We start from the raw sequence: 20,464 nt of genomic DNA, 5'->3' as shown, positions 1-20,464 counted from the left end.
CGGCTTTTTTTTGATTGGAACAAGCTGAGCAAACTACGCTTGGAACGAGCTGCCGCAGCCGCAGGTCTTGGCGGCGTTCGGGTTGTTGAACGTGAAGCCGTGACGATCAAGACCCGAATAGAAGTCGACGGTGGTGCCATCCAGGTACAGGAGGCTCTTCTTGTCGACGACGACCGGCAGTCCGTGGAAATCGTACTTGCTGTCTTTTTCGTCATCGTATTCTTGCGACAGCGTGATGCTGTACGAGAATCCGCTGCAACCACCGCCGGTGATGCCAAGACGCAGCATGGTGCTGCCTGGATCTTGCTTCGAATCGGAGATGATGCGTTTGACTTCGTTGGCCGCATTTTCAGTAACTTCAACCGCCATCGATATTCTGCTCCTCAAACTGTTTTGGGGAAATAAGTTTTTCACATATTGTGATGTCTAAATTATACGAAAAGGTACAAGAAAGAAAGTCCGGAGCCCCGTTTTCGCGGCTTCCCCACTTTTGTTTTATGACAAATCAGCCGGATTGGCCCAATTTCCGCAGTCGTGTGACTGCCGCCGCAACGTGGGTCACGGCGAACTCAATATCGTCAGAGCTGGTGAATCGTCCAAGTCCAAATCGCAGACTGCTGCGTGTTGCATCCTCAGAAAGACCGATCGCTTGCAGGACATGGCTTGGCTCGGGATTGGCCGAAGTACAAGCACTGCCAGAAGATACGGCGATTTGGCGGACGTTCATCATTAACGCTTCGCCGTCGACGCCGGCGAAAGAAACATTCAAATTGCCGGCCAATCGCAGGTCAGCGGTACATGCCGGGCCGTTGAGCGTCACCCCGTCGATCGCCGCTTGAAGCTGGGCGAGCAGCTGATCGCGAAGTCTGGCCTGACGCGGGATTTCGGTCGCAAACTCGGCCAGACAAAAGCTCAAGGCGCTGGCCATGCCGACAATGCCGGGGACATTTAGCGTGCCGCTGCGGACTCCGCGCTCTTGCCCGCCGCCGTCAATCTGGGGCTCTAGCCGGATTCGTTTCCCCTGTTTACGAACGTAAAGGGCTCCGCACCCTTTGGGGCCATAGAACTTGTGGGCGGTAAAGCTGGCCAGATCGATGCCCAGAGTATCGACGTCGAGATCGATCTTGCCGACTGCCTGGGTAGCATCGCAGTGGAACGGCACGCCGCGCTCTTGGCAGATGCGGCCGATCTCGGTCAGTGGATGGAGGACGCCGATCTCGTTGTTGGCCGCCATGACGCTGACCAGCGCGGTGTCATCACAGATCGCGTCGGCGACTTGTTGCGGATTGATCTGGCCGGCGTGGGCTGAACCTTGTTGGTGAGGCGAGAGCAGGGCGACTTCAAAACCGCTTCGCGCCCATTTGGCCAACGGATCCAGGACCGCTTTGTGTTCGGTCGTGACGCTAATGACATGGTCGCCGCGGCGGCGGCGTTGTTGCAGGATGCCGCGGATCGCCAGGTTGTTGCTTTCGGTTGCTCCGCTGGTGAAGACAATCTCGTTCGCCTGGGCGCCGACGGCGGATGCGATAGAGTTGCGTGATTCCTCTACGGCGTCGCGGGCCGCTTCGCCAAACAGGTGACCGATGCTGCCGGCGTTCCCGTATTCTTCTAGAAAATACGGAGTCATCGCCGCCAAAACGCGCGGATCCACGCGCGTTGTTGCGTGATTGTCGAGATAGATCGGTCGAGCGGTCAAAGGGTGACTCGCAAATGTAGCGGATTGGGTATCCGCTTTATGCTAACCGTACAGCGCCTCAAGACAAATGCTCGACCAAGTTTCACAGCGATCGAGCTCGGTCAGTAGTTGCGACACCGGGATGAAACCGGCTTCTATGATTTCGCTTTCGCGCGGACGGACGGCCGGCTGAGCTACGCGGCAGCGATGGACGACGCCCAGGTGAACCTGGCCGACCGGGTTGTGGTCGTCGTTGATCAGGCCGACGCACTCGATCTCGTATTCGCAGCCGATCTCAACTTCTTCATCCAGTTCGCGGCGCATCCCTTCTTCGTAGGGATTGCCGGTGAGATGGTCGGCGGCGTCTTCGCTAGAGATATGCCCGCCGATGCCGACGCTGCGCTTGCTGTGCAGGCGGGTTTCGCCTTGCCCTTTGCCGCGGACGTACTGAAAGACCCACGGCTCGCCGTCGGCGTCGACGTACTCAAAGATTACATAGGGGATCAACTGCTTGAAGCTGGGGTCTTCTTCCATCTCTGGGCGAGGTCGGAAGCTGATTAACGCCGGCTGCAGCAAATGTTCTAGGTAACGGGCAGCATCGGGGGAGAAGCCTTGGAAATAGCCCAAATTGCGGAATTCCTGGGTGGGAACTACCAGAATATGTTCGACTTGGGCGATGCTCATAGCGACTCCTTGCGATGATTGGAACGCGGTCTCAGACTGCTAGCAGAGTATACCGCTTTTCTGGCCTGCTTTCGACCCGGTTACAGGATTAGCATCGCGTCGCCGTAGCTGTAGAAGCGGTACTCTTCGCGAATGGCTTCGGCGTAAGCTTCACGCATCAGTTCTTCCCCACCAAAGGTTCGCACCAAGATCAGCAGCGTTGACTTGGGGAGATGAAAATTGGTCAGCAGCGCGTCGACGGCGTGAAACTCAAAGGGAGGGCGGATAAACAGATCGGTTTGACCGCGCCACGGCTGCAATTGGCCGGACCGCGAAGCCGTTTCTAGGACCCGCGCCACAGTGGTGCCAACGGCGATCGCGCGGCCTCCGGCGGCTTTGGTTGCGAGGATGTTATCGACCGCTGTTTCGCGAATTTCGCCCCATTCTTTGTGCATAATGTGCTCGTCCAGTTGATTGACCGAGACCGGGCGAAACGTCCCGATGCCGACATGCAGCGTGACATAGTCAATCAGCAGGTCTTTGTCAGTCAGCTTTTTCAGCAGTTCTGCCGAAAAATGAAGTCCCGCGGTCGGAGCGGCGACGGCGCCGGGTTGCTCGGCGAAGACGGTTTGATACCGCTTCCAGTCATCCGGCATCATTTCCCCTTCGCGAATGTAGTGCGGCAGGGGAACGCGGCCCACGCGCTCAAGAATTTCAAGCGTCGACTGGCTCGATTCAGGCTCCACCGCCCACATTCCGGCGCCCAGACTGGCGACCAGCCGCAACGAGATATCCTCTTTGGTCTCGCGATCTTCCAGCGTGACCATCTCGCCGGCCGTGATTTTGCCGCGTGTTTTGGCCAAGACGAGCCAATGTCCGTTAATGTCGGACTCTAGATACAACCCTTGCCAGCGACCGCCGGTCAGTGTGCGGCGACCAACCAGCCGGGCCGGCACGACCTTGGTGTTATTCAGAACCAAATGGTCCGAGGGCTGCAAAATTTCGGGTAAATCGCGAATATAGCGGTGCTCGAGCTCGCCCGATTTGCGATCTACGACCAACAGCCGCGCATCCGCTCTTTTCTCCAGAGGCTCCTGCGCGATCAATTCTTTCGGTAGTTTATAGTCGTATTGTTCGATACTGGTCATACGGCGGGGGCTCTAAAGGCATGAGCGTCGAACAGTTCGCATGCGACGCATTTTTAATATAGTAGGGAAGTGCCGTTTTCTTCTACCCGAGGCCGCCAGAAGAGTGCCTGTGACGCCTGAAAAAAAATCGATCCAAGCATCAGATCTGATCCGAGTGGTTCTGGTGATCACCGAGCTGGAGGTCGGCGGCGCCGAGCGCTGTGTCGCTAATTTGGCGACTCGGCTCGATCGCTCTGAATTTCATGTATCGGTAATTTCGCTGGCATCGCGACCTGCCCCAGGACGTGATGTGTTGGTGCGTCAGTTAGAAGAGCAGGGGATCCGCGTTCTGTTTCTGCAATGCGACACCAAATGGCGTTTGCCGATCGCCGTTCGCCGGCTGGCGCGGGCGCTGCATCGTTTGGATCCGCAGGTGGTTCACAGCTTTCTCTTTCATGCCAATATCGCCGCGAGCATGGCGCTGGGCAATCCGCGAAACCGCAAAGCGAAACTGATTCACGGGCTGCGTGTCGTCGAACAAGGTTCTTGGAGACGTTGGCTGCAAAGTTACTATGGCCAAAAAGCCGATCTCACGTTGGCCGTCAGTCGCCGGCTGAAAGAGTTTGCGGCCTCTGTCTTACGGGTTCGTGCAGTGGTGACGCCCAACGGAATTGACTTAGCCGATTTTGACGAACAGACGGTGCAAGCAGTCGGACTAAAGCAGGTAGACGGGCGGAAGCGGATGATCGCCGTAGGGCGCTTGGATTCGCAGAAAGGTTTCGATTGGCTGCTTGAAACGATGCGTGATTTGCTGCTAGCAGCCGATGATTGGGAGCTGCAAATCATTGGCGCCGGCCCGCAAGAAGCAGCTTTGAAAGCGCAGACGCGACAACTGCATCTGGTCGATCGCGTCCAGTTTTTGGGACGTCGCGCGGATGTCCCACAGCTTTTGACGGACGCCGATCTCTTTTTGCTGTCGTCGCGCTGGGAAGGAATGCCAAACGCATTGATCGAAGCGATGGCGGCTCGCTTGCCGGTGGTGGCGACCGACGTCGAAGGAGTCGCCCAGCTATTGGGATCGCACCAAGAGGCCCAATTGTCGCCGGCTGGGGACGCCGCCGAGTTTGTTCGGCGCGTCAGCATGCTAGCAGCGGATGCGACATTGCGAGTTGAGCTGGGTGAAGCGAATCGAGCCAGGGTGGAAGCCCATTTTACGCTCGCCAAAATGGTTCGCCGGCATGCAAAGATCTATCGCTGCGCGGCGCGAACTCTGGATCGCGTGCTAGCGTGACCCCCGCGGCGTTGTTGAAATTTTCTCCAAGATTTCTCTCGTGACGTAGCGCCCAGCGGCGTCATTCTTTAAGCGTGCTATCGCGCCGTGCTAGCTGGCATGCTTACGGGAAACGCAGGTTGACCGGGTCGCAGCGATTATTACCTTTAGGCAAGTCGTGATTGAACGACCTCAATTGAACGTCCGTCCGTTCGTTTTGTTGGGAGGAAGGATCCTCCTGATCTGGCGAACTGTGGGCGAAGCGGCAAGTGCAGCGGCCGTCTTCGCCAACCTCGCCGATGCCGGGCGCATGGATGCGCCTGCGGCGAGGTTTTTCTTTTTTACGGCCCCGGTCCTCCGCTCCGCAGGAAGCAGTTAGGGTCATGTGTTCGACGCGTTGATGCGTTAAGCTGGCAGTTGGGCAATTGCCTGTTCATTTTGCCTTTTTCGCCCTGTTTGGCGCTGCACGCATGACTTTGACTGTTCACGTTTCTGTTCTTCCCGCCGAGACGATCGCGTATCTCGATCCGCAGCCGGGGCAAATCTTTGCAGACGGAACGCTGGGAGGCGGTGGTCATACGCGTCAGATTGCTGAACGTGTGGGAGATCAAGGACTGGTGATTGCCTGTGATCGCGACCTGGCGGCATTGGAGAGAGCCGAACAGTCTTTGCGTGGTCTGCCTATCAAAGTGACCCAGCGGAACTTCTGTGAGCTTCCTGGCGTGCTTAAGGAGCTCGAGATCAACTTGATCGATGGGCTGTTGTTGGATCTGGGGCTGTCCAGCGATCAGTTGGCCGATGGCAACCGGGGGTTTAGTTTTGACTCGGACGGGCCGCTCGACTTGCGGTTTGACGAGACCGAAGGAGACACCGCCGCCGATCTGGTGAATCTTCTCTCTGAAAAAGACCTGGCCGACGTGATTTATCAAAATGGCGAAGAGCGGCTGAGTCGGCGGATCGCGAAAAAAGTATGTCTGCGACGAAAAGAAAAACCGTTCCTGCTAGCAAGCGATTTGGCCGAGATTGTCACCAGTTGTTATCCCGGCCGCGGCGCTAGAGAGCGGATTCATCCGGCGACACGCACCTTTCAAGCCCTACGAATTGCGGTCAATCGAGAGCTCAGCTCGCTGGAGAGCATTCTGAAGTCAGCGCCTGATTTCATCCGTCCAGGCGGCAAAATCGCTGTGATCAGTTTCCACTCTTTAGAAGATCGTCGGGTAAAAGAAGCATTTCGCGAAGATGAACGACTCGAACCGATGACCAAAAAGCCGATAATTCCTACTGACGAGGAAATCATGCGGAATCCTCGCAGTCGCAGCGCCAAGCTGCGTGTTGCTCGACGCGTATAAGCTGATGAGGAATTTGGGCTTGAGCCAGATCGCGGCTCCAGCTAGCGTCGACTGCCAACCGTAAAGGAGGCGGTCGCAAGGAGTGAATAAGGTGCGCAGGGAAGCTCGGATTGGATTTGCGATCGTCGGCTGTCTAGCCGCGATACTCACCTACGCCGCTGTAAAGCGGATGTGGTTGCTTGCGCAAGTCGCTCAATCTCCGAGTTCGGCGCCGACGATTCCGGCTGCGGCGATTTCTTCGCCCTCTGCTTTGGTCACCCAAGCAGAGGCAACCGCCCCAGTGATCTCTTTGCCCAGCGAACCAACCAGTACGGCCGTTTATCAAGAGCCGATTGCCGCAGCGCGCGGCGTGCCGTTTCCGTCACGCTTCGCGATTCCGCCGATGAGCGATGAAGCGGCCTCGGCAGCAGCGCAGGACTCCTCTCCCGTCGCGGCGAACGTTGCCCCAGCACCAACCTTGCCGGTAGCCGACAGCACGCCGGTCGAAGCTGCGCCGCCGTTGGGGCGTTTTTCGAGTCGCTTCTCGCCGGTTGCACCGACAGCAGAAGCGAAACCAGCGCCAGTCGAAGAGTCAACGCCATCCGAAGCTACGAGCCAATCGGCTTCCTCTGCCAAGTCGACCGAATTGACGACGCCGGCCATCTCCGCCGCAATTGGCGCGATGACTTCTCGATTTTCGTCTGCCGCAGCCCAGGTAGAACCGCCGAAGTCAGAAGCGGTTCTTTCCTCGAAAATACCTGCCGCGGCGCAAGTCGCCGAAACGCCAAAATCCGCGGACGATCCGGTCCCATCTCTCCGCTTTGTCGGTGAAAAGTCGCTAGAAAAACTGGTCGAAACGCCTGCTCAGGCCAGAGTCATTAAGCCAGCGCCGATGATCGAAGCGAAGCCGCAGCCGGGGACTGTGATAGCTTCCACGCCAACAGAGACAAAGCAAGTGACGCGACCATCGTGGAAAGTGAGCGATGTCGCAATTGAGCCACAGAAATCAAGCGCGGCCGCACCAAAACCCCAGGCACGTTTGAACCGCGCGTTTGCATCAACCGCCAGCGCGTCGTCGCCTACGACTTACGTACCTGCCCAGAATGCGAGCACAACAAAACGTGTAATCGCCGATGACCAAACTCCACAACGGTTGCCGCCGCCGATAGAAGTCGCTAACGATACTGAAAAGGGCATCACTCAAGAAGCTGATCCCAACTGGGTTCAGCAGATGATCTCTAGCGGCAGCTTTGTGCCGGGGCAACGAATCGTACCCACGCAGTCGCCGCAGCCGTTGCCGATCTCTAGTCGAACCGAGGCTCAGCCTCTTGCCAATCTGCCGAGGGTCATCCCTCCGACCGCGGTTGCCCCTAGCACCTATGTGGTGCGGCCCGGCGATGACTTGGCGAAAATCGCCAAAGAGACTTTGGGAGACGCCGCACGATGGGGCGAACTGTTTCGTCTGAACCGTGATGTGATTGGCGACTTTCCCGATCAGATGCAGCCGGGGATGCAGCTGCGTTTACCACAGGATTAAAAGTGTTCGTCCTGAGTTTGCCCGCTAAAAGCAGACCTTTCCCTCCTTTGTTAGTCCCATCCTGCAACTTATGAGTCGGTCCTCTGCGCACAAAAAAAGGCGACCTCAACGGAGGTCGCCTAAGTCTGTTTCTTAGCTCAGCTGTCCCTACTAGAACGCGTACGCTTTGTTATTCGTATCGAAGTCGGCGTCGGTGTAGCCGTTGTTCAGCTTCATGTTCATGTAGGTGTATTCTTCAAACAACATCGGCTCGGCGCCTGGTTGCTTGGGCCAGTCCCACGCGGCGTAGCGGATCGGCACTTGCAGTTGATCGTCGATAAAGATGTGGGCTTTGTGGAAGCGGAAGTTGGACCGCGGCGTTGGGTGGATCACTTCGATCGCGGTGCAGACCCGGCCGTTGATCTCGGCGCCTTTGTAGAACTTCACTTCGCATTCGCCGTACTTCATGTCTTCTTCAGCGACTTCGATCAGGCGAACGATCAAGTTGCGGATGCCGATTTCGGTGATGGGGTAGCGGTTGTTCCGCATCGCCATCATGCCGTTGGGATCAAGCGGCACGGTGACAAACTTCAGCAGTTGGCCCCCTTCGTGCGCGATCAGGTTGCCGTTGTTCCGGCCCTTGACGTACATCACTTCGCGGCCTTTGATATTGGCCGGCGCAACAAACTTCATGTAAACGCTGAACGGCGTGACGATGTTGCCGTTGGCGTCCTGTTGTTCGTTGCGGATCTTCGCGTACATGTACTCGGGTTCAAGTACTTTGCCGTTGATCTGTTCGCGTTTGACCAGCGTGCATTCGTAATCGCGGATGTTCTGGTCAATATTGGCCAGACCCCGCTTGGCGATTTCTAGCGCCGGCGCTAGCGGATGTTGGGACGCGACCGGCTGGCTATTGTTCGGATTATTAGAAACGCGGTAAACCGGTTCCTTCAGATTGTTTCGACCTTCTTCGCCGCGAAGCAAAGAGGCGACGCCCAGCGTCAGCGCCGGAGCGGCCAATAATAGTCGGCGTCGCGATAGAGTAGGCTCGGCCATCTTCTTTTCTCCCTAAATTTTCTGCGTCACGCGGCTTCCGTGCGTCGCGATTGGACTCGAATACGTATGATTCGTAACGACCGGGGCATTGGTTCGCCGAGATCAGCCGCAATTCGCTGGCTTCTCGGTCTTATCGCCCTACCCGAGCGGAAAAATTACAATATCAGTGCGAACCGGTAGGGATTACCTAATCCATAATTACCCGATCCAGTCGCGAAATTCTACCTGAACTGCCTAACTTTGTGGAGAGTGAAACCCGGTGCTTGATATCAAAGCTGTTATTAGCATGCCGTTTGACGAAAATACTTACATTGTTCGCCGCAGCGGGGCCTCTGAATGTTTGGTCGTTGATCCAGGGTTGGAGCCTGGCAAAATTCTCGACTATTTGTCGGACCACGAACTGACGCCGATTGCGATCCTGAACACGCATGGGCACAGTGACCATATCGCCGGAAATGCCACTCTGAAAAAGAGTTACCCCGCCGCGCCGCTAATTATTGGACGCGGCGACGCTGATAAATTGACCGATCCGCAGAAGAATCTTTCGGCCGCTTTTGGAGTCGCATTGATCAGCCCCCCCGCCGATCAATTGGTGGACGAAGGAGACATTCTCGATTTGGCCGGCATCCAGCTGGAAGTTCGTGATACGCCGGGACATTCAGTCGGACACGTTGTCTTTGTGATCCACGAGGCCAAAGTGGTGCTCGGTGGCGATGTGCTGTTTGCTGGCAGCATCGGCCGCACCGACTTTTTTGATGGCGACTTTGGCGATCTACGCGACGCGATTCATCACAAACTGTTTACGCTGCCAGGCGATTTTGTCGTCTATCCAGGGCATGGCCCCGAAACGACCATCGGCGCAGAAATCGAGGAGAATCCGTTTGTGGGCAAACCGGCTGGCTACAAGGAATAATCGTCAAGGAATAATCGTCCAATTACTGCTGCGTCGGCCGATCCAGCATGGTCGCTGCGGCGATATGCACCGGAAAATAGAGGGTAAAGCAACTGCCGCCGCCGACTTGGCTGTCGACTAGGATATCGCCGCCATGTTCACGCAAGATTTTTTGGCTGACCGGCAAGCCGAGCCCGGTGCCGCGGTTTCCTTTGGATGACTCGAACGCGGTGAAGATGGATTCGATTTTTTCGGCCGGGATTCCGCAGCCGTTGTCGGTAACATCGATGTTCAACCGCTGCGTCTGCTCGTCCAGCGTGATCGAGACCTCCACTTTGGGCTCGTCGGCTGACTGACAGGCGTCGATTGCGTTCGATACCACATTTAACGTGGCGCGATGCAGTCCCTCGGCGTCAAACATTAGCTGCACTTCAGTCGGTAGCGGAAAATAATGGAGGATGACCCCTTGTTCGGCCGCACGCGACTGCATTAATTCAACCACGTCGCCGACAATCTCGTTGACATCATTGGGGGATACGTCAGGCTCTCGTTCTTTGCTGTACGAGAGCATATCCATGACCAGCGTTGAAATCCGCTCTTGATTCCGTTCGACGATTCCCCAGCCTTTTTCGATCAACGGGACGTCGGATCCTTTGATTCCTTCTTCGACGAGATAACTGCCTCCGCGGATCCCTTGCAGGATATTTTTCACATGGTGCGAAATCGCCGCAACGGCGTGCCCGACTGCGGCGAGTCGCTCGGACTGAACCACCGCCGAATAATAGTTGGTGTCTTCTACGGCCAGCGCCGCTTGATGGGCGACGGCGACCATCAGTTTCAGATGATCGTCATTAAATCGCCGCTTGCGCTGTAACGAACCAAGCTCGCCGGGGGCGGTGAAGGTATCGAGATAAATCGCGCCGACGATGCCGTAGCGACCTTGCATCGGGACGCAGATCGCTTCGCGGACTCCTTGATTAATAATACTACCGGCGGGATCCCAGCGCTCGTCATCGCTGGCGTTGGTCGTCAGCACGCCTTCGCGCTTTTCGAGGACAAAATCGAGAATCGTGCGACTGATGACAATCGCTTCGTCCGAACCGGCGCGGCCAGGACGAAAGCGGCGCGCCTTGGGAGTAAAATGGAGCGATTCTTCGTCCAGCAGCATCACGCAGCCGCGATCGGCGTCGATCCAGTCGAAGACCAGACCCATGATGTAGTCCAGCAGTTGATCGATATCAAGCGTTCGGCTGACCGCCAAAGCAGTGTGATACATCAGCTGTAAATTGGCCCGCGCGGCCTGCAGCCAGTCGTCGGACTGGGCGCCGACGCCGGGAAGCATAAAAATTTGGCTCCCCTCGCTGTGATGGACGGTACGGATAATCCGTGAGCCATCAGTGACCGCATTTTCTTGCCGGACCAGCGGACCGGCATGTGTCGCTCTGGCGTCCGCTGCGTTCTCGGCGTGGGTAAAGATCATCAGAGTCCGGCCCAGTTGAACACGATCGCCGCTGGTTAACATCGTGCGCCTTGTCGCCTCGTTGTTGACAAAGCAGCCGTTAGAACTTTCTAGATCCACTAATTCGTAACGCTGACCATCGAGACGAATTTCTGCATGACGACGCGAAATCTCGGTATCATGCACTTGGATCGTATTGGTCCGGTCACGACCGATCGTCACGACCGCGTCGTTCAGCTCGAAACGTCTTCCTTGATCGTTGCCTTGAATGACGAAAAGGGACGGCACGTTTAGCTCCCATGCTGGCGAATCGAAGTAGTCACTATTTTATCGGGTCAGAGCAGGGGGGAGCAATCATGCTTGACAGTTCAGGCCTGACAGCCCATAGAGGGTCTGGTTGGCGAGATCTGGCCCAAAGTGGTCTGGTCAAAGGTGGTTTGCTCGGTGATTGACGTCAGAGCAATGGTTGACCGGCGCTCTCCGCTAGAAAAGAATCGACTCTATCGCCAAAAAGTTACATGAACTATCTCGGGATTATTCGAATGCCGCTCTCCCTACGAATCCTCAGCACCTTGTTGCTCGCAGTGGTTCTTGGCTCACTTGGGGCCGCCCCTCTGATGGCGGAGACCGAGTCGGCCGAAAAACAGGCTGACACGAGAATCCGGGAGAATGTGGGATATCTCGCATCGGACGAGTTGGAAGGACGCGGAGTCGGCACTGCCGGCCTGAGCAAAGCGGCCCAGTTTATGGCCGAGCAGATGAAAGCGATCGGACTGGACGTGACGGCAGTCGGCGGCGAGCCGTTCCAATCATTTACCGTGGTCACCGACGCAAAATTGGGACCTGCCGATCAAAATATCCTAAAACTGGTCGGTCCCAAGCAAACCGAAGCGGCGCCGCTAGAACTGGGCAAGCAATACAATCCATTGGCGGCCGGCGGCAGCGGCAAGTTTGATTTGCCCCTTGTGTTTGTTGGCTACGGCATCACGGCGCCTGACCTGCTGTATGACGATTACGCCGATATCGACGTTCAAGGGAAAGCGGTGCTGATGCTGCGAAAAGAGCCGCAGGGCGATCCCCACAATCCCCACAGCGCGTTCAATGGACCACATCCTACGCGGCACGCGACGTTTAGCCGCAAGATCTCGAACGCCTATCAGCATGGCGCCGCCGCGGTGATCATGGTGAACAATCTGGATGAACTGCTGACGCGTCGAGAAGACCAGCAAAACATCTGGAAGACAGCCGTCGCCGATCTCGCCAAAGTTCAGGCCGAATATGACGCACTAGGCGCTGATGCGCCGGAAGAGCAGCAAATCGAGATCCGAGATAAGTTGACCGACTTGGCGAAGACCATCGCCGAAAGCGGCGGCAAACTGAAAGAGGGGACTGACGAAGTTTTGCCTTTTCTGGGCGCAGGCAGTGACGAAAGTCATCCTGAATTGCCGGTTTACTTTGTGCTTCGCAGTGCGATCGAGCCAGTCGTAAAGCAGGCGTTGGGCAAGTCGCTTGCAGAATTGGAAGCGAGCATCAACCAGTCGCAAAAGCCGCACAGCGTTGCATTAAACGATTGGAAAGCGATCGGTGAGACCGACGTGATTCGCGAAAAGGCCGAAGTTAGCAATGTGATCGGCGTGCTGCCTGGTGAAGGCCCGCTGGCCAAGGAGATCATCTTAATTGGCGCGCATTATGACCACATCGGCTATGGGGGCGAAGGTAGTTTGGCGCCGTGGACGAACGAGATCCATAACGGCGCGGACGACAACGCCTCGGGGGCGGTGGCGCTGTTAGAAGTAGCGCGGCGGATAGTCAATCGCGATAAAAAGCCGCAGCGGACGATTGTCTTTATCGGGTTTACCGGCGAGGAGCGGGGGTTGCTCGGCAGCGCGTACTATGTCAAGCATCCGGTCTTTGACCTAGAGAAGACGGTGGCGATGCTCAACATGGATATGGTCGGACGCTTGACGGATGAGAAACTGATCATCAGCGGAAGCGGCACAGCCCAAGAATTTGAAATGCTGATCGACAAGTTGAACGAGAGCTATAAGTTTGTGGTCACCAAAGATCCCGGCGGTTTTGGCCCTAGCGATCACGCGTCGTTTTACGCCAAAAAAATCCCGGTGATGCATTTCTTTACTGGAACGCACGACGACTATCACCGCCCTAGTGACGATGTCGAAAAATTGGATATCACGGGTATCCGCCGGATTGCCAGCATGCTGGCGGATGCGGCGATAGCAATTGATGCAATGCCGGCGCCGCCTCAATATGTTGCGATCGCGCCGGATGCGATCGAGCAGCGAACGGGATCACGCCCTTATTTTGGCAGCATTCCGGACTTTAGCGTGGTGGGCAAAGGTTATGCGCTGCAAGGAGTTTCGCCTGAAAGTCCCGCCGCCAAGGCCGGGCTCAAAGCGGGAGACATCATCATCAAATTAGGGGAAAGCAAGATTGCGGGGCTCGAAGATTTTGATGGGGCGCTGCGCGGCTACAAAGCAGGCGACAAAGCTCAGGTAACGATTATGCGGGATGGAATGGAAATTCTGCTTACGGTAACCTTAGCTGCGCCCCGATAAGAACAAGCAGCCTGTTGGTTTTTTCAACAAGCGACGAAATTGACGACGAAAATCTTCTTCGACAGGTGAACCTTCGAGGGGGTAATGTCGTAACGGCTGGGGAGTTTCCACCACGATACGGAAGTGTGGAAAATTGGACTTTACCCGTTTGCAGTTTCCAGGCAGAATGCCGCTCGTTTGACAGCATCCGCATACGTCGCGCTACCCGTAAAGCCGACGATTTACGGCGAAAATCGCCCGCGGGGTCAGGACGACCAATTCAAACACAGCAAGGAGTGCTGAAAGTGAAGCGACTGTTTTCTTTGACCGCGATTTTGGTCACCGCGATCTTCGTCAACTTCGCCGCTGACGCGGCGCAGGCCCAATCAGGCACCAATGTCGCCGTGATCGACATCCCCATGGTTTTCAAGGGGCATGCTCTATTCAAGCGACAGATGGAAGACTTCAAAGTCGAAGTCGAAGCAGCCGAAAAATCGATCGGCGCCGAGCGCGACCGGATCACCAAGTTGATTCAAGAGCTCAGCTCACAATTGAAGCCTGGCTCGCCGGATTACAAAACTCAAGAAGAATCGGTTGCTCGCCAGCAGTCCGAGCTGCAGGTCAAAATGACTTTGCAGAAGAAGGACTTCATGGAAAAAGAAGCCCGCATTTACTACAACGTTTACGATCAGGTCAAGCGAACCGTCGCGGCGTTCGCCGAGCGTAACAACATCGCATTGGTCTTGCGTTACAACAGCACCGAAATCGAAGCGGACAATCGCCAGTCGGTGTTGGAAGGAATCAATCGCCCGGTCATCTATCAAAACCGGATCGATATTACCAACGACGTGCTTGCCTTGCTGAACGCCGGCGTTCCGGCTCAGGCTCGCGGCCCGGCCAACAATCTGATTCCTCGCTAGTCAATTGCTTGAAGTCATCGCGGCGGAGAGACGTTCGTCTTCCGCCGCTTGTTCTTTTTGCAGCACACCTATTTGCGCATCCGGCATCCATGAAGAAACAGTTGCTGCGTTACGATGGCGAGTATCGATTCCAACGTACTCTCGCTTCGAGCGTCTCGGTCGAAGGGGTTGGCTACTGGTCGGGCAAATCAAACTGCGTCCAGTTTCGACCTGCTCCGATTGACGCCGGGATCACTTTTGTTCGCGAGGATCTGCCTAGCCGTCCCCGCGTTCCGGCGCTGGTTTGTAATCGAATCGAAGTTCCGCGTCGCACCAATCTGACGGTGGGTGGAGCGACGGTGGAAATGGTCGAACATGTTTTGGCCGCCCTCTCCGGCATGCAGGTCGACAACTGCGAAGTCGCGGTCGTTTCACCCGAAATGCCGGGTCTTGATGGTTCGGCCGCCGCCTATGTCGAAGCGATTCGCCAAGCCGGCATCGTACAACAAGATGCGGTGCGTCGGCTGTTGGTAATTTCTGACATCGTGCGTGTCGGGGATGACGAAGCGTGGGTTGAAGCTCGGCCGAGCAGTAAATTGCAACTCGATTTCAAGTATCGACTGGATTATGGTTTCAATAGCCCGATCGGTCGCGAAACGCTTAGCGGGACGTTGACGCCGAAATTTTTTGAAGAAGATTTGGCGCCGGCTCGCACCTTTGTCCTGGAAAGCGAAGCCGAGTGGCTCCGCTCGCAAGGGCTTTGCAAGCAAGTTGGATTTCAAGACCTGATCGTCTTTGGGGACGAGGGTCCGATTGAAAACGAACTTCGTTTTGAAGACGAGTGCGTGCGACACAAATCGCTAGATCTGGTCGGTGACTTTGCACTGGCTGGATGCGATATCGCCGGTTCGGTCATCGCCTATCGTAGTGGACATCGTTTGAACGCCGAGTTGGTCAAACAGTTGCTGCTCGAAAACCAAGTTCATCTGGGCCTGCGTCGTTCGGCCTAGTTATTTAAAGTACGATCGCCGCAGTCAAAAAGTTCGGCGGCGAGCAATCAGGCAGGAAAGGATTCCGCCATGCACAATCGTCGTCTAGCTGTGATCGGCGCTGGTCACCTCGGAAAAATTCATGCTCGTCTCGCCAAGCAAACGGCCGGGCTAGAGCTGGTTGCGATTGTCGATCCGATTGCTGCGGCGCGAGAAGCCTCGGCCTCCGAAAATGGTGTCGCCGCTTATGCTTCGCATCACGAGATCGCTGGTCAATTTGACGCTGCGATCATCGCGACTCCAACCCAGTATCACTATGAAGTAGCCGCCGATCTGTTGGCCAGCGGCGTCGATCTGCTGATCGAAAAGCCAATCACCTTGTCGATTGAAGACGCCGATCGCTTGTTGGCGCTCGCCAAGACTTATGGTCGCGTCTTGCAAGTTGGACATGTCGAACGGTTCAATCCGGCGTTTGTGGCCGCCAGCCAACTGATTGATCGTCCCCGTTATATCGAAGCGGCGCGCACCAGCGGTTACTCGTTCCGCTCTGTCGATATCGGCGTGACGCTGGATCTAATGATCCATGACATTGACCTGGTGCTTTCGCTCGTCGGTAGCCATGTGGTCGAAGTTGATGCGATTGGCGCGTCAGTATTTGGACCGCACGAAGATCTGGTTCAGGCTCGACTGAAGTTTGAAAACGGCTGCGTCGCGAATCTAACCGCGTCGCGTAGCAGTTTTGCACCGCGTCGCGAGATGAAAGTTTTTCATGCCGGCGGCTTTGTGCAGATTGACATGGGAAGTCGCAAGCTGCAGTCGATCAAGCCTGACGCGCGGTTGGCTGCGGGTGAATTAGACGTCCATACTTTGCCTCAGGCAGAGAAAGACCACATTCGCCAACACTTGTTTGAGTCGCTCTTGCCGCTCGAAGAAGTCGAGCTGCCGCCGACCAATGCGATTGCTGATGAGCAGGCCGATTTTGTGCATGCGATGCAGACCGGTGCAAAACCGCGCGTGGATGGTTTTGCGGGGCGTGACGCGGTGATTGTCGCTGAAATGGTCGCCAAGAGCGTGGAACGCCACATATGGCACGAGGCCGGGCAATCCGTCCGCGGGCCGCACTTTACGCCGATCAGCAAATTGGCGCCAAAGCAGCGTGAAGCAGCGTAAGTACGCCGTTTGGAACACGCACGAGCAATTTTCCCTTTGCTTGTGCAGCGGTCTAAGTGGACAAGACAAACAAACGCGGCGCTGCTAAACAGCGCCGCGTTTGTTTTGGTGTTACTCTTGGCCTATTCGGCTTAGGCGAGGTCGCGATCTTCAAACAAGATCAGCGCCAGGAACATCGCCATCAAGCTGTAGAGCATCGCGAACAACGCTGAGAGCGCAATGTACTCTAGCGGTACTTCGCGGCCTGCGGAGATCGCGCCGTAAATCTCAAAGTTCTCTAGGACCGGCAAGACAGTCGCCAACAAACTAGCGACAAACTTTACCGGTTCAAATCCTTGGGCCGAGACTTGCATAATTGCCGGCGTCAGATGCCCCATCGCGTAGACGCCAAATGTGATCATAAAGTTGGCGATCATCGGCAAGCGAGTCGAAATCGCAACGCTGACGGACGCTAGCACGACGGTTTCGAGGAAGACCAAAACGATGCCCGGCACAACATCGACCGTCTCTTGGTGCAGCAGTTGCCAGCTGATCCCTTTTTCGCCAAAGCGTTCGTACTCAAAGGTGGTCCCTTCGCGTGAGTCGAACATCGGCTTGCTGGCGACAGCCGGCAGAAAGAAGAGGGTGACCATCACAAAGAGCACCGCGACCACGCCGACAATGCCCAGGAACTTGCCGATGATAAACTGGCGACGGCTGACAGGTTTCGAGAGGAGCGTCAGAGCGGTTTTCCCTTCGATCTCGTCCGAAATCGACGTGCTTGAGGCCCAGATCGCGACGATCATCCCCAGGATCAGCATTACCTGCAGCCCGGTGTGCTTAAGAACTTTGATATCTTCACCAAAGGTCTGATACGGCAAGTAGATCGCAATGATCATGAACAAGCAGCCCATGACCGCGCACAGCATAAAGAGCAGTTGGGAGATTTCAGAGGTTGCGGTCGCTTCAGAAATCGCGGCCGTCTTGGGAAAGAACATCGAGTAACCAAAATAGAGAAAATAGAGCGTCGCGACAATCAGCGCCGTCGAAAAGATCGAAACCGCTTCAACATGTTCCGGTTCGATCGTTACGGTCATGATCCCTTCGATCGGATTTTCGGTGTCATTGCGCGCGAAGAACTCGACTATTTGCCCCGGCGGAAGTTTGCGCGAAAGGAATGCTTTGTCACCTCGCGTCCATTGCCAGACGGCGCCTTCGCGGATGGTGTAGCTGGCGACATCTTCGGGTTCGCCGACAATCCGAGCAATCAAGTCAAAGCGTTGATCCGAGTCGATTTCTAGTTTTGAGAGCTCGTCAGAATCGACTGTAATTCCTAGTTCCGTGGTCGGTAGCGAGCCATCGGCGTTGAGTTGGGTTGTGGCCGGGATTTCAAATTTATGGTCGGTGGCTCCGGCATAGGGCAGTCGACTCAGCGAGTTTAAAATGCCGATCGGTTCTTGGACCGCAAAAGTCCCAAAAACGCCGATTGCCGCCCAGATCAGCATCACCATGGTGATCGGAAACAGGATCGAGCCGCGGAGCGCTTCGACGCAGCGGTCGGCGTACTTCGGCGCGAGTGCTTTGATAACTAACCAGGCGAGTAAGACGATCAAGCCGCCCAGAATAACTCCAATCCCAAATAGCCACAGCGATGTGACCCAGTGACCGAAGTTTTTTGACGACATGTGAAAGAATGCGAGAAGTGGCGTCATAACGCGTCGTATCGTCCTGAGCGGGAGATGAGAAAAATGGGATTAGCGACGATTAGTAGCGGATGTCAAAGGCAGCGAATTCGCCGGTGGCTTCACCGGTTTGCGTTTTGCGTTCAGCAATAAAATCTTCGAGCTGGTCGGCGATGTGGTAGATCACCTGACGGCAGGTCTCGGGATCGCCTTCGATCACCAAATGAACCGATCCATCCGGCAGATTCTGTACGAATCCGACGATGGGATAACGACGAGCAATGCTTTGTGCCGTCGCACGGAAACCGACTCCCTGTACGCGACCTACGAAAATCGTTTCGTGTCGCACCCAGTTGTCATTCATATCGCCGCACTCATACCAGCCTGAAGCAAGGAAAGCTTCAATATAGTTGCGGCGGCGTGGATTTGCTAGTAGCCGAATAAAGCCGGAAGTTGTTGACATGTAACGGGTTGTGCGGATTTTAGTGAAATTCTCTTCACAAATTTCGATTCTTGGCTCAACGAATTGCAGTTGACGCGTTTCGAGCAGATCGATAGCTTTCGACCCCCATGAAACGCATCCTCCTCATTTTGTTGTTGTCGCTGGCGACCGTTTCCCCTGTTCTTGGCCAAGCAGGGTGGATTGGCCCCTCGCATGGCGTATTGCTGCTGAAAAACGGCAATACGCTCTCAGGCGCAATTACGGTCTCTGGTGACGCCTATGTTGTTGCTATTAATCAGGATGCGGTGATTCGAGTCTCAGCCAAGCAGGTGCAGCATCGTTGTAACACCTTGGCCGAAGCGCACGAGTACCGCTGTGGACAAGTATCGTTGGATACGCTCGCCGGTCGCTTAGAGATCGCCGAATGGTGCATGCGGGCCGAACTTTTTTCGGAAGCCGACCAGCATTTGAAGTGGGTCGAACGTTCGTCCCCGGAAAATGCGATGGGACAAATGTCGCGGCGGAGACTAGATTCACTGATGAATCGTCCCGAAATCGCGATGACTACGGCGACAGAAGAAGTCTCGCGTGAGCCTGGGCTCTCGGTCATTTCTGACAAAGAGCTGGAAGAGTTCACCAAAAAGTTCCACCCCCAAGCGGTAGGGCAATTTGCCACGATTATCCAGCCAATTCTGTTGAACTCTTGTTCGGTATCGGCCTGTCATGGCCCCACTTCGACCTCCGATTTTCAGCTGATTCAAACCGGACAAGGTCTGATGCCGCGTCGTTTAACGCTGCGAAACATGAAAGCGACTTACGAAGTCGCCCAGATCAAAAACGGGACGATCCCCCTGCTGGAGGTGTTGTACGACAGCCACAGCAACCGCATCAATACAAAAACGAACGCTTGGCCGCGGCAAGTCGCCGCTTTGCGTGCGTGGGCGATCACCGTTCAGCCGCGCGGCGAAGCCCGCCCGCTGACCAATGAGGTGAAACAAGTCGATTTCCAAGATGCGCTAACGCCGATTCCGTCTGCGAGCATGGCCCCGGCTTCCAGTCAGGCTCCTAACCGTCTACCGATCAAGCTTCAGCCGTTACCAAGCGGCCAACCGTCTGCTGCGACTGGACAAGAGAGCGGCAATCGCCCTGCGGGGGATCCGTTTGACCCCGAGATTTTTAATCGCCGGCATGCGAACCAAACGGAGCGATAAAGCCGGGAATTGAAAATTTCGCCGATTTCCAGGCAGAGAGAAATTCTCGGTTACTTGGCAACAAGTCAATGTGGGCCTGCAGTTCGGTGGGGCGCATCCAAAAAGCTTCTGCGACTTCGGCGGCGTCAATCAGCAGAGGTGCGTCGGCATGAATTGAAGTCTCCCACCAGGCCACTTCCGTTCCCCAAGATGTCTGACTGTGCCAGATTTTTTGTCGCGGAACGCAGGCGACGCCAATTTCTTCTTTGATTTCACGAATTACCGCATCTTGCTCCGACTCTTCCGGTAAGATGCCGCCTCCGGGAAAGCAAAGTTTGCCAGGGGCGACCACTTTCTCGGATCGACGAATCACTAAGAGTCGCTGATCGCGCATGATCACTGCTACGGCCGCTTTGCGTCGAACATGCGTAGTTTGCGGGTTATGCGGCTGCGAAGTCACGTTGTCCAAGTCTTCGGGGGTGGGCAACTGGATGCTCAAAAGGTAAGAATACTGATGGTTTTGCGGCGATTTGCGCCGTATCCTGCACGTCGATCTTACCGCGTTTTATTTC

General features: G+C 55.8%; 18 protein-coding genes. 9 read left to right on the top strand and 9 right to left on the bottom strand.

What is annotated here, in order from left to right; all coding sequences use genetic code 11:
* Positions 1-33: 33 nt before the first annotated feature.
* From SH421x_RS18005 to queA, 4 genes are all read right to left on the bottom strand, one after another.
* Positions 34-369 carry a HesB/IscA family protein gene (locus SH421x_RS18005; RefSeq protein ID WP_488851068.1) on the bottom strand — a complete coding sequence of 112 codons (336 nt, stop codon included), beginning with the start codon at positions 367-369 and terminating at the stop codon, positions 34-36.
* 136 nt (positions 370-505) lie between these two features.
* Positions 506-1,696, bottom strand: coding sequence for a cysteine desulfurase family protein (locus SH421x_RS18000; RefSeq protein WP_488851066.1), 1,191 nt, complete (start codon positions 1,694-1,696; stop codon positions 506-508).
* A 42-nt stretch (positions 1,697-1,738) separates the two neighbouring features.
* Positions 1,739-2,359 carry a phosphoesterase gene (locus SH421x_RS17995; protein WP_488851064.1) on the bottom strand — a complete coding sequence of 207 codons (621 nt, stop codon included), beginning with the start codon at positions 2,357-2,359 and terminating at the stop codon, positions 1,739-1,741.
* Between the two features lie 80 nt (positions 2,360-2,439).
* On the bottom strand, positions 2,440-3,486 hold the full coding sequence (gene queA / locus SH421x_RS17990) for a tRNA preQ1(34) S-adenosylmethionine ribosyltransferase-isomerase QueA (RefSeq protein WP_488851062.1): 1,047 nt from the start codon (positions 3,484-3,486) through the stop codon (positions 2,440-2,442).
* A 109-nt stretch (positions 3,487-3,595) separates the two neighbouring features.
* On the opposite strand from queA, the gene SH421x_RS17985 reads away from it, so the two are divergent.
* The 3 genes from SH421x_RS17985 (at position 3,596) to SH421x_RS17975 (ending at position 7,600) form a co-directional block, all read left to right on the top strand.
* On the top strand, positions 3,596-4,756 hold the full coding sequence (locus SH421x_RS17985; RefSeq protein ID WP_488851060.1) for a glycosyltransferase: 1,161 nt from the start codon (positions 3,596-3,598) through the stop codon (positions 4,754-4,756).
* A gap of 449 nt (positions 4,757-5,205) precedes the next feature.
* Positions 5,206-6,084, top strand: a complete 879-nt coding sequence (gene rsmH, locus SH421x_RS17980; RefSeq protein ID WP_488851058.1) for a 16S rRNA (cytosine(1402)-N(4))-methyltransferase RsmH — start codon at positions 5,206-5,208, stop codon at positions 6,082-6,084.
* A gap of 91 nt (positions 6,085-6,175) precedes the next feature.
* Entirely contained in the window at positions 6,176-7,600 is a 1,425-nt protein-coding gene (locus SH421x_RS17975) for a LysM peptidoglycan-binding domain-containing protein (protein ID WP_488851056.1), read from the top strand.
* Positions 7,601-7,750: 150 nt separating this feature from the next.
* Here the strand turns inward: SH421x_RS17975 and SH421x_RS17970 are convergent, their stop codons facing one another.
* Positions 7,751-8,635 carry a DUF1571 domain-containing protein gene (locus SH421x_RS17970; protein ID WP_488851053.1) on the bottom strand — a complete coding sequence of 295 codons (885 nt, stop codon included), beginning with the start codon at positions 8,633-8,635 and terminating at the stop codon, positions 7,751-7,753.
* 259 nt (positions 8,636-8,894) lie between these two features.
* Between SH421x_RS17970 and SH421x_RS17965 the strand changes: the two genes are divergently transcribed.
* Entirely contained in the window at positions 8,895-9,548 is a 654-nt protein-coding gene (locus tag SH421x_RS17965; protein WP_488851051.1) for an MBL fold metallo-hydrolase, read from the top strand.
* Positions 9,549-9,570: 22 nt separating this feature from the next.
* Here SH421x_RS17965 and SH421x_RS17960 read toward each other — a convergent pair whose 3' ends face one another.
* A complete protein-coding gene (locus SH421x_RS17960; RefSeq protein WP_488851049.1) occupies positions 9,571-11,274 on the bottom strand; it encodes an ATP-binding protein in 1,704 nt (567 codons plus the stop codon).
* A gap of 254 nt (positions 11,275-11,528) precedes the next feature.
* On the opposite strand from SH421x_RS17960, the gene SH421x_RS17955 reads away from it, so the two are divergent.
* From SH421x_RS17955 to SH421x_RS17940, 4 genes are all read left to right on the top strand, one after another.
* On the top strand, positions 11,529-13,562 hold the full coding sequence (locus SH421x_RS17955) for a M20/M25/M40 family metallo-hydrolase (RefSeq protein WP_488851047.1): 2,034 nt from the start codon (positions 11,529-11,531) through the stop codon (positions 13,560-13,562).
* 284 nt (positions 13,563-13,846) lie between these two features.
* Complete coding sequence (locus SH421x_RS17950) at positions 13,847-14,461, top strand: OmpH/Skp family outer membrane protein (RefSeq protein ID WP_488851045.1); 615 nt, start codon at positions 13,847-13,849, stop codon at positions 14,459-14,461.
* 89 nt (positions 14,462-14,550) lie between these two features.
* Positions 14,551-15,450 carry a UDP-3-O-acyl-N-acetylglucosamine deacetylase gene (gene lpxC, locus SH421x_RS17945; RefSeq protein WP_488851043.1) on the top strand — a complete coding sequence of 300 codons (900 nt, stop codon included), beginning with the start codon at positions 14,551-14,553 and terminating at the stop codon, positions 15,448-15,450.
* 69 nt (positions 15,451-15,519) lie between these two features.
* Positions 15,520-16,599 carry a Gfo/Idh/MocA family oxidoreductase gene (locus tag SH421x_RS17940; protein WP_488851041.1) on the top strand — a complete coding sequence of 360 codons (1,080 nt, stop codon included), beginning with the start codon at positions 15,520-15,522 and terminating at the stop codon, positions 16,597-16,599.
* Between the two features lie 131 nt (positions 16,600-16,730).
* On the opposite strand, the gene SH421x_RS17935 is transcribed toward SH421x_RS17940, so the two are convergent.
* Together SH421x_RS17935 and SH421x_RS17930 are read right to left on the bottom strand one after the other, a co-directional pair.
* On the bottom strand, positions 16,731-18,263 hold the full coding sequence (locus SH421x_RS17935; protein WP_488851038.1) for an ABC transporter permease: 1,533 nt from the start codon (positions 18,261-18,263) through the stop codon (positions 16,731-16,733).
* A 79-nt stretch (positions 18,264-18,342) separates the two neighbouring features.
* Positions 18,343-18,723 carry an acylphosphatase gene (locus SH421x_RS17930; RefSeq protein ID WP_488851036.1) on the bottom strand — a complete coding sequence of 127 codons (381 nt, stop codon included), beginning with the start codon at positions 18,721-18,723 and terminating at the stop codon, positions 18,343-18,345.
* A 107-nt stretch (positions 18,724-18,830) separates the two neighbouring features.
* Between SH421x_RS17930 and SH421x_RS17925 the strand changes: the two genes are divergently transcribed.
* Positions 18,831-19,913, top strand: a complete 1,083-nt coding sequence (locus tag SH421x_RS17925) for a hypothetical protein (RefSeq protein WP_488851034.1) — start codon at positions 18,831-18,833, stop codon at positions 19,911-19,913.
* Here SH421x_RS17925 and SH421x_RS17920 read toward each other — a convergent pair.
* The gene (locus SH421x_RS17920; RefSeq protein WP_488851032.1) at positions 19,879-20,379 is read right to left on the bottom strand and encodes an NUDIX hydrolase; all 501 of its coding nucleotides are present in this window, start codon (positions 20,377-20,379) and stop codon (positions 19,879-19,881) included. The genes SH421x_RS17925 and SH421x_RS17920 overlap by 35 nt on opposite strands.
* Between the last annotated feature and the right edge of the window lie 85 nt (positions 20,380-20,464).

The sequence above is a fragment of the Blastopirellula sp. SH421 genome, assembly GCF_057808535.1.
This window is presented reverse-complemented; position numbering and strand designations above follow the sequence as displayed.